This window comes from Pseudarthrobacter sp. NCCP-2145 (assembly GCF_023708005.1).
Lineage (GTDB): Bacteria > Actinomycetota > Actinomycetes > Actinomycetales > Micrococcaceae > Arthrobacter > Arthrobacter oxydans.
Genome location: NZ_BRCG01000040.1, coordinates 1 through 9,481, shown reverse-complemented (window position 1 = coordinate 9,481; position 9,481 = coordinate 1). Strand labels below are relative to the sequence as shown.

Below are 9,481 nucleotides of genomic sequence, written 5' to 3'. Positions count from 1 at the left end.
GGATGGTCACAGTGATGCTCCCTGGGGGATAAGCGGGCGGGACGGCATGGCGGGAAGGGTGGTGCGGGCGGGCAGGGTGGTGCGGGCGGCGAGGTAGTCGGACCGGCAGCAGAAGCTCAACAGCGCTTCCTTGTCCGGGAGGGTCACCACACCCGCGGGCTGGAAGCCCAGCCGCTCGTTGAGGGCATGGATTTTTGTGTTCCGCGCATCCGGTTCCACCACGATGCGCTCCACCCCGGGCACGCTGAACAGGCGGCCCAGCACAGCATCCATCACCGCTGCGGTGTAGCCGGGCTCAGGACCTTCCGACGGCGGCGCCACCAGCAGGTGCATGCCCACGTCACCGGGCAGGACAGGATAAACGGCTGCCAGCGGCGAGTAGGCCGGCTGGTATTCCTCCATCAGGAAGGCGGGAGTGCCGCCGTCGAGCCCCAGCAGGGCGTGGTGGTGGCCGCTTGACTGGATCTTTGCGTACTCCCGGGCCACGTCTTCAACGGTGGCGGAGAGCATGCCCCAAAACGTGGCGTAGGGCCGGGTCACCCAGCTGTGCAGGAGTGCGGCATCGGTTGCGGGATCGAGGCAGCGGAACGAGAACCTCATGCCGGCATCCCCGCCCCGATGCCAGCGGCTGCAGTGCCGTAAACTGCGGTGCTCCCGGGTCGGCTGGGGGGACGTCCCCCGCCGCGGGCGACCGGGTCCGCGGGTGCCCCGAACTGCGGGAAGGCAATGCTCTCCTCCACCGGGTACACCTCCCGGCCGGTGATTTCCCGCAGGATGCAGGAGTTGCGGTACGCGCCCATGCCCAGGTCCGGGGTGACGAAGCCGTGGGTGTGCAGTTCGGCGTTCTGGACGAAGATTTCCCCGGGCTGGACGCCGGTGCTGTAGTTCCGGTCCACTGCGAACCTGCCGGCACCGTCCCGGGCGATGCGGTCCCGCACGCCTGCCAGGAATCCCGGCTCCCGGTAGCTGTAGCCCGTGGCGAGCACCACGGCGTCGGTGTCCAGGGTGTAGGAGCTGCCCTGTTCGTCGTGCCTCAGGTGCAGCGTGTGGTTTCCTGCCGCGGGGTTCCACTGGGCGGCGGTCAGGGACGAATGGGTCAGCAGCCGCGTATCCACCATGCCGGAGATGCTCCTGGTGTAGAGAAGGTCGTAGATGGCGTCGATCAGCTCCGAGTTGATGCCCTTGTAGAGGTTCTTCTGGGTCTTGTTCAGGTGGTCGCGCCGGTGCTCCGGCAGGCCGTGGAAGTAGTCGACATATTCCGGGGACGTCATTTCCAGGGTCAGCTTGGTGTACTCCAGGGGAAAGAACCGGCCGGAGCGGGTGACCCAGTCCAACCGGTAGCCGTGGGCGTCCGCCTCCTGCAAAAGGTCATAGTAGATCTCCGCCGCGCTCTGGCCGCTGCCCAGGACGGTGATGCTGCGTTTCCCCTGCAGTTCCGACTTGCGGGCCAGATAGTCGGCGTTGTGGAAAGCCACTCCCCCGCTGCCGGCGGCAGCCTCCGCGATGATGCCTGCGGCGGCCTCCGGTACGTAGGGGGTGGTGCCGGTGCCCAGCACCAGCCGCCGCGCGTACAGCACCTCCGGCCCGTCCGGACCGGACACGGACAGCCGGTACACGCCGTCGTCGTACGCCACATCCAGCACAGCCGTGCCGAAGCGGACGGCGGGCAGCTGCCCGGCCACCCACTGGCAGTACTGGTTGTATTCGGCCCGGAGCGGGTAGAAATTTTCGCGGATGTAGAAGCGGTACAGCCGCCCCGTCTGCTTGAGGAAGTTCAGGAAGGAGTAGGGCGAGGTGGGGTCCGCGAGGGTCACCAAATCCGCTATGAAGGGGACCTGCAGATGGGCCGGTTCCAGCATCATGCCGGGGTGCCACTCAAAGGAGTCCCGCTGTTCCAGGAAGATGCCGTCCAGGCCTTCCACCGGTGCGGCCAGTGCCGCGAGGCCCAGGTTGAAGGGCCCGACGCCGATCGCCGCGAAGTCATGGATCCTGCCGTTGGCTGCCTTCCGGTTGTCGGTGGTGCTCATGCGGATGCCCCGCCCTTCAGGAGTCCTGCGCCGGTGGTGCGGAGGAGGCCGATGATTCCGGCGATGTCCTCCAATGTGGCTTCGGCGTTGAGCAGGGTGAATTTCAGGTAGTGGCGGCCGCCCACCTTTGTTCCCGCCACAACAGCTTCTCCGGAGGCGAAGACGGCGGCGCGGATGGCCGGGTTGAGGGCGTCAGCAGCGTCCTCGGACAGCCGCTCCCCGCTGTCCAGGCGCGGCCGGTAGCGGAACACGAGGGTGCTGAGCTGCGGCGGTGCGGCCAGGTCAAAGTCATCGTCAGCAGCGAGCAGCGAGCCCACGCGGGCGGCCAGGTCGATGGCTTCGTCAAACAGGGCGCCAATGGCGTCCGCTCCCATGATCCGCAGGGTGAGCCACAGTTTGAGGGCGTCGAACCGGCGGGTGGTCTGGATGCTTTTGTCCACCTGGTTGGGGATCTCGGCCAGGGCTGCGCTTTCCGGGTTCAGGTAATCCGCGTAGTAGGTGATGTGGCGCAGCATGGCACGGTCCCGGACGAGCAGTGCGCTGGAGCTGACCGGCTGGAAGAAGGTTTTGTGGAAGTCCACCGTGACCGAGTCCGCCAGCCGTGTTCCGTCCAGGAGACGGCGGTATCGGCCGGATACCATCAGCCCGCCCCCGTAGGCGGCGTCGATGTGGAACCACGCACCGTAGGCCCGGGCCAGGGCGGCGGTTTCCGCGAGCGGGTCCACCGCGCCGAAGTCCGTGGTTCCCGCGGTGGCCACCACCGCCATCGGAACAAGGCCGGCGCCGCGTGCGTCCGCCATGGCCTCGGCGAGGGCGGCAGGATCCATCCGGTGGTCGGGCGTGCACCGGATGGCGATGACGGCGTCGAACCCCAGGCCCAGCATGGAGGCCGACTTTTGGATGCTGAAGTGGCTGTCCTCCGAGGTGAAGATCCGCAGGGTGTCCAGCAGCGCCGGCAGGCGGAGGCCGGCGCGTGCCGGGTCCTGCCGGAGGCCGGCCACTGCATGGTTGCGCGCGATCAGCAGCGCCTGGAGGTTGGACTGGCTGCCGCCGGAGGTGAAGATGCCGTCCGCGCTGCCGCCAAGGTGCAGCCGTTCGGCCGACCAGTCGATGAGCCGCCGCTCGATCATGGTGGCGCCGGCACTTTGGTCCCACGTGTCCAGGGAGGAATTCACCGCCGACAGGACAGCCTCCCCCACCAGGGCCGGGATGACCACGGGGCAGTTCAGGTGGGCCGCGTACTTGGGATCGTGGAAGTAGACGGCATCGCGCAGGTACACGTCCTCGAGTTCCTGCAGCGCGGCCGCCGTGTCCGGCAGAGGGGTGTCAAGGTCCACGGCGCCCACCCGCGCCTTCATGCCGGCGGGATCGACGCCGGTGAACGGCCGGGCGGTCCGCTCCAGTTTGGTGGCCACGGCAGTGACGCCCTGCAGGATCTGGGCGACATAGCGCGTCGCATTGCGGGCGTTCAGGAGGTGGTTCGTGGCGCCCAGGGCCAGTTCAACGCGGGAGCCGAAATCGTGGCCAGGGGCCAGGGTGGCCGGCCCTGCCGCCGGGTTGGCTGGCTTATCCAGATCTGTCTCGTCAAGGCGGGGCATCAGCGGCACTGGTCGTCCTTCTCTTGGGAATTACGGGAAATCACAAAGCACAGCCTTACTTAGGTAACCCTTTTAATCAAACTTTTGTGATGTATTTCCCGAAACAGTGTCCATTCCGCCAAATTTGCACCGCAGGAGCCGTCATTGACTGGCGGCGGGCGGTCTGACTGCTGCACAATCTCCCGCACCGGTCCGGGCGTATGACAAGACGGGCATGACCCGACGGGCCTAGGGTTGGCACTGGGGCGGCCGGACCGGGCTGCGCGGCAACCAGGGGGAAACGTGGAACAGGGACCAGCGGGCGCGATCGGATTCAGGGAAGTGGACAGCGGCGGGAACCCCATCCGCAGCGAAGCCACCGCTGTGGGGGATGAAGACTACGGCAGGGGCCGCAGCCTGGCCGTCAATCCCTTCATTGCTGCCCTGTGGATCCTCACCATCACCCTCATCAGCGGCGGCGCCTGGGTGTTCCTCAACGCGAACTCCATGGTGGGACCCTCCGCGGGAGGCATGCCGACATCTTTCCTCGTTTTCACCTTTGCCCCCTACGCGATTTTCGCCGGACTCGCGGCGCTGGTCTGCCTGCTGTTCTGGCATGCACTGCAGTGGCAGCGCCGGCGTCGCTAAGGGGGCATCCGTAACCGCTGGACCCCGCCAGCCCCGGGGCCGGCACGCGGCGGAAAGGTGCGCTGGAGCACCGGCGGATTTGCCCGGGCATTAGTAAGCATGCTTAGGTGTTGGGGTAAATGAACCTCCGCAAGCAGTTCGCGGCGGGGCTGCCAACGCCGGCAGTTCCGTGAAGAAGCCCAAGGATGACCCATCATGACCACCGTTGCAGACCACCAGCTTACGGCGCCCGACGTGACCGGCGTACGGGCAGAAACCCTGCTGGACGCCACCCCGCCCGCGGACATGGGGCTGCTTCTGACACTGAGTTCCCGCATGCATTGCCGCGCTCCGATGCAGCGGGTGGATCCGGAAGAACTGCCTGTCCGGCTGCCCGTCCACGTGGATGGAACCACGGTGGGCCCGGTGGGCACCGGCCCGGTGTCCGAGCACGTGGAGACCTACCGGTGCGCGTGTGGTTTCACCATCGACGCACCCGTCCTCAGCGGGCACGCCCTGGCCAGCTGAGGGCTGCCGCAGGACGCCGCGGCAGGATTGCTTGCCCGCACGTCCGGTGCGGGCGCCTGCTTGGCAGGCTGCCCGTGCAGTCCGCGGGTCAGCTGTCCGGCCAGTCAACGAACTGTTCATACCCTTCATGCTTCCGTAAATAGGCTGCGATGAAGGGGCAATGGGGAATGATCCTTTTGCCGGTGGCCACAACATCGTCGAGCGCGAAGTGGGCCAGCACCTTCCCCAGGCCCTGGCCTTCAAAGCCCTCCGTGGTTTCCGTGTGGCTGAAGTCGATGTGGCCGGGCTTGTCCGTGAAGAAGGACTGGACAGCCAGTTTCCCGTCCACCCGCAGCTCATACCGGTGCTCTGCATCATTGCGTGCCAGTGAAACGTCAGGGCTGAACTGGTCTTCGGTGGACGTCATGTTCTCGGTCATGGTTCGACACTGGCACTACTTCACTCCGCTGGCAATGCCTCTTCCCCTGCCGTCATTTCCTGGCCGTTGGGCCGTCCGCGCCGGAACGGGAGCCGCACTCCGCGCAGGAACGCCAGCGCCGCCAGGAAGCACACGGCCGCGGCCCCCAGCAGTCCAAGCGTCAGCCCGTTGACGGCGGCGGCTGCTGCCGGGATAAAGACAACCACTGCCGCGCCCGCCACCTGGAAGGCGGGCCGGCGGCGGAAGCGGGGCGGCGCCGTCGGACGTTCCTCGAGACGTCCAAACGCCGCAACGGCGGGCACCAGCAGGACAACCAGCGCCAGCAGGACCAAGGGCCGCGACCACCACCACTCCGCGCTTCCGGAGGCAGGCATCGGGACGGGGGTGAGAAGGAGCAGGCCCGACATTCCCGCCAGGAGGGGAAGATGCCACAGATAGACGGTCAGCGAGCGTCCGCCGGCCACGCGGAGCACCGTACGAACCCAGCCGAGGGAACAGAGGGGGGCCAACGCGGGCCGTGCCAGTTCGAGCAGGGCCACCTGCGAAACGCCCAGGAGGAAAAGGGTGAGGTTGGGCGGATTGAGGTTCACCAGCATGTTGACCGGGTACAGCCCCAGGGCCGTCAGGAGGCCCAGCAGGAGATGCGCCGTGAGCACCAGCGCCAGCAGCCGTGAGCGGGAAATCCTGGCGAAGCGGCCGTCCGCAGCAAGGAAGCCCAGCTGTTGGACGGCGCACCAGAGAAACACCAGGTTGGCGTAGGCGAGCAGCGGCAGTGTGGCCCGCAGGCAGTCGACAGCCACCACCAGGGCTGTCAGGCTCCCGATGGCCAGCCAGGGACCGCGGGCGTGGAAAGCAGCCAGGACCGGGATGGCCAGCTGCGCGGCGAGGTAGGCGGCAAGGAACCAGAGCGGCATCGCCGCGCCGGCCGCCATCAGCTGCACCACCTGGGGGTGCACCCCAAGCCGTCCGGCCATCCAGAATCCAAGGAACATGGCTGCCAGCAGGACAGCGGCCGGACGCACCAGGCGGAGGAGCCGTGCGTGGAGGAAGTCAGCGGCAGTGCCGCCCTGGCATCTGAGCCGCTGCCAGGACTGCAGGCCGGTGGCCCCGCCGGCCACGAAGAACAGCGGCATGACCATAAAAACCCAGATGACGGGCTCGAACCAGTCCTGGTTCCCCAACGTGTTTTCGGAGGTCACCGTCCCGTCCGCGTGCAGCACAGGGCTGACCATCATGGTATGCCCCATCACCACCAGCGCCAGGCAGCTGAACCGGACAAGGTCCAGGACCTCGTCACGGCCGCCTGCCGGACCGGCGTACGGGTCTGGCCCCTGCTCCTTCGCTCCGCCCACGTTGCATCCCTTTGCGGTACTGCCGGTTACAGCTCCATTGTGCGCCTGCCCGTGGCGCAGGTTAAGGAGCGGTCCGGGAGGGCCGGCCGTGGCTAGACAGCGAGTGCGGCGGCACCCAGCACGACGGCGAGCAGCGGCGTGGCCCCCTGGGTTGCGGCAGCGCGGAGGTACTTCCTGCCGGTCAGGGCCAGGACAAGCGCAGCCAGCAACATGGAACCGCAGCAGCTGAAGACCAGGGTCCAGCCTGCGGTTGCCAGGACCTGGTCCTCCGGTGCCAGCGCCACGAACCCTACCCCCACGAAAGCTCCCACCGCCAGGAACAAGTTGTAGAAACCCTGGTTATAGGCAAGCGGCCTGGTGGTCTCCGCGTCCGCCTGGGTGGCCACACCGAAGCGCTTCCAGGTGGCAGGCCTGGTCCAGGTGACGGACTCCATGGTGAAGATATAGACGTGGAGCGCACCAGCCAGGAGGGCAAAAAAGAGGGAGGCCAGGATCATGGGATTGATCCTAGCCTCCCCTTCCGGGAGCTTTTGTCCACCGATGCAGACTTCAGGCGGGTCCAACCCTGCACAACTGGACAAGAAATCGAGTGAACGTCAGCGGGTGAGCGTTGCCAGCGTTTGGGCGGCGAAGGTGCGGGCCGAGCTGTTCCAGTGGCCCAGGAGCCCCTGGAGGTTTTCACCGTCGGACCGGTGCCCCGGCAGCTGGTCCTGCAGCGTGGCCAGCACCCCGGTGCGGAGCTCGGTGTTGAAGTTGACCTTGCCAACATTCATGGCGGCTGCCTTCACCAGCTCCTCCGCGGCAATCCCCGAGGCACCATGCAGCACCAGCGGAATATGCGTCCGCACAGCGATGTCCTGCAGGACGTCCCAGCGCAGCTGCGGCTCCCCCTTGTACTTGCCGTGCACGTTCCCCACCGCCACGGCGAGCAGTTCCGCGCCGGTCCGGGACACAAAGTCCTCCACCAGCGCCGAATCCGTCAGGCCGGCCACGGCCACACCGGACTGGTCTGCACCAAAGGCGCGGTCCTCGTCTCCGGCGAGGCCGCCAAGCTCGGCCTCAAGCACAACATCCGGGCCCAGGAGCGACCGGGCACCACGGACCAGCGCGATGTTGTCCTCGTACGGCAGCGCGGAACCGTCGGCGAGGACGGAATCCGCCCCTGCCGCGGCGGCGTCGGCCATCACCTGAAGGTCCGTTGCGTGGTCAAGCTGCACGGCCACAGGCACGGATGCGGCATCAGCGAGACCCCGGAGGGCTCCTATGAGGCGCAGTCCGTTGGGCGTGGCGGCAGTCTTGGGAGCCACCAGCAGGATGGCGCCGCGGCCCGCCTCCTCCGCTGCGACCACCACTGCCATGGCCGTGGTGAAGTCGTAGCAGGTGAAGGCCGGGACGGCGGAGCCGTGCTGGAGGGCCGAGGTCACCAGGTGGTCGAGTCGGGTGCGCATCAGACGCCCAGGCCTCCCACGAGGACCCACACCAGGAAGGTCAGCGCGAACCCGGCCAGGCCCAGGATGGTGGTGAGCACGGTCCAGGTCTTCAGTCCGTCAGCCACGGACAGCCCCAGGTACCGGGTGACGATCCAGAAACCGGAGTCATTGACGTGGCTGAGTCCGAAGGCGCCGAACCCGATCGCAACCAGGATGAGGGCCGTCTGGATGGGTGAGAACCCGCCGTCGGCAACGGATGCTGCCAGCAGGCCGGAGGTGGTGATGATGGCAACGGTGGCGGAACCCTGGGAAGCGCGCAGGATGGCGGCGAGGATGAACGCCATCACGATGACCGGAAGGCCTGCAGTCTGCAGCCCTTCGGCGAGGGCCTTGCCGATGCCGGAGACAGTGAGGACTTTGCCGAAGACGCCGCCCGCACCGGTGACCAGGATGACGATGGCGGTGGGAGCCAGGGCTGAGTCCATGACTTCGCCGGTGTGCTGGGAGGACCAGCCGCGGCGGATTCCCAGGAAGTAGTACGCCAGGCCCAGGGCGGTGAGCAGGGCGATCAGCGGGGCGCCAACAAAGGCGGCCAGCTGGGCGGGGAAGGAGTCCTTGGGCAGGATGACCGCGCCTACGGTGCCAACCATGATCATCAGGATGGGCAGGACGATGAGCGTGATGATCATGGCCGGGCTGGGGGCCGTCTTCACCTGGTTCCTGACAGCCACGGAGGAGGTCCCCTGCGCGGCTTCCTGTTCAACCTGGGACGTGCCGGTGCCAAAGAGGCGGAACTGCTCGGCGGTGGCGGGAAGCATGGGGAAGTCGCGGCGGTTCAGCCTGCGGGCAACGAAGTAGCCCAGGACGCCCACGGGAATGCAGAGTACGAGGCCGAGGATGGTGGTCCAGCCGATATCCGCGCCGAGGATGCCGGCGCCGCCCACAACGCCGGGGTGCGGAGGGACAACAACGTGGATGGCGAGCATGATGGCGCCCACCGGAAGGCCGATCTTGACGGGGTTGACGCCGGCGGCCTTTGCGAAGCCGTAGATGATGGGGATCAGGATGATGAATCCGACGTCGAAGAAGACGGGGATGGCCAGCAGGAAGGCTGCGGCCGTCAACGCGGCGATGACCCGGCGGGGGCCGAGCAGCTGCGTGAACTTGCCGGCCAGCGACTGTGCGCCGCCGGAAATTTCGATCATCTTGCCGAGCATGGCGCCGAGGCCGACCAAAATGGCCACGGACCCGAGGGTTCCGCCCATGCCTTCGGTGACCGTTTTGATGACGTCCGGCAGCGGAATGCCCGCCACCAGGGCAACAGCGACGCTGACCACCAGAAGGGCGAGGAAGGCGGGGATTTTGAACTTGATGACGGCCACAAGCAACAGGGCGACGCCCGCCGCTGCTATGGCCAGGAGAGCTAGTGCGCTCATCGTGTGTCTCCTTTGACATCGCCAGTCAAGACTAGCGAGCTGGTTTTTCGAGGGGAATGCTGGGGAACGGCAGGGAGGGAGGGTGC

At 67.1% G+C, this 9,481-nt stretch carries 10 protein-coding genes; 2 read left to right on the top strand and 8 right to left on the bottom strand.

All coding sequences use genetic code 11. The annotated features are described in order from the left end of the window. Positions 1-6: 6 nt before the first annotated feature. The 3 genes from NFU08_RS20670 to NFU08_RS20660 are packed head-to-tail and all read right to left on the bottom strand — an operon-like array spanning position 7 to position 3,625. On the bottom strand, positions 7-600 hold the full coding sequence (locus tag NFU08_RS20670) for a GNAT family N-acetyltransferase (RefSeq protein ID WP_251425921.1): 594 nt from the start codon (positions 598-600) through the stop codon (positions 7-9). Beyond that, a complete protein-coding gene (locus NFU08_RS20665; RefSeq protein WP_251425919.1) occupies positions 597-2,027 on the bottom strand; it encodes a lysine N(6)-hydroxylase/L-ornithine N(5)-oxygenase family protein in 1,431 nt (476 codons plus the stop codon). The genes NFU08_RS20670 and NFU08_RS20665 overlap by 4 nt, the downstream gene beginning before the upstream one ends. Then, the gene (locus NFU08_RS20660; protein ID WP_251425923.1) at positions 2,024-3,625 is read right to left on the bottom strand and encodes a pyridoxal-dependent decarboxylase; all 1,602 of its coding nucleotides are present in this window, start codon (positions 3,623-3,625) and stop codon (positions 2,024-2,026) included. The genes NFU08_RS20665 and NFU08_RS20660 overlap by 4 nt, the downstream gene beginning before the upstream one ends. Before the next feature lie 282 nt (positions 3,626-3,907). Between NFU08_RS20660 and NFU08_RS20655 the strand changes: the two genes are divergently transcribed. Together NFU08_RS20655 and NFU08_RS20650 are read left to right on the top strand one after the other, a co-directional pair. Further along, positions 3,908-4,252, top strand: a complete 345-nt coding sequence (locus NFU08_RS20655) for a hypothetical protein (RefSeq protein ID WP_251425917.1) — start codon at positions 3,908-3,910, stop codon at positions 4,250-4,252. A gap of 195 nt (positions 4,253-4,447) precedes the next feature. Next, complete coding sequence (locus NFU08_RS20650; RefSeq protein WP_174180568.1) at positions 4,448-4,759, top strand: hypothetical protein; 312 nt, start codon at positions 4,448-4,450, stop codon at positions 4,757-4,759. A gap of 88 nt (positions 4,760-4,847) precedes the next feature. Here NFU08_RS20650 and NFU08_RS20645 read toward each other — a convergent pair whose 3' ends face one another. The 5 genes from NFU08_RS20645 to NFU08_RS20625 all read right to left on the bottom strand — a co-directional run bounded on the left by NFU08_RS20645 (position 4,848) and on the right by NFU08_RS20625 (position 9,395). Continuing rightward, positions 4,848-5,177, bottom strand: a complete 330-nt coding sequence (locus tag NFU08_RS20645; RefSeq protein ID WP_174180570.1) for a GNAT family N-acetyltransferase — start codon at positions 5,175-5,177, stop codon at positions 4,848-4,850. Between the two features lie 20 nt (positions 5,178-5,197). Further along, a complete protein-coding gene (locus NFU08_RS20640) occupies positions 5,198-6,529 on the bottom strand; it encodes an acyltransferase (protein WP_251425915.1) in 1,332 nt (443 codons plus the stop codon). 92 nt (positions 6,530-6,621) lie between these two features. Next, positions 6,622-7,026, bottom strand: coding sequence for a DUF1304 domain-containing protein (locus NFU08_RS20635; RefSeq protein WP_251425913.1), 405 nt, complete (start codon positions 7,024-7,026; stop codon positions 6,622-6,624). 99 nt (positions 7,027-7,125) lie between these two features. Beyond that, entirely contained in the window at positions 7,126-7,977 is an 852-nt protein-coding gene (locus NFU08_RS20630; RefSeq protein WP_251425911.1) for a class II fructose-bisphosphate aldolase, read from the bottom strand. Beyond that, positions 7,977-9,395, bottom strand: coding sequence for a GntP family transporter (locus tag NFU08_RS20625; RefSeq protein WP_174180576.1), 1,419 nt, complete (start codon positions 9,393-9,395; stop codon positions 7,977-7,979). The genes NFU08_RS20630 and NFU08_RS20625 overlap by 1 nt, the downstream gene beginning before the upstream one ends. Positions 9,396-9,481: the final 86 nt, after the last annotated feature.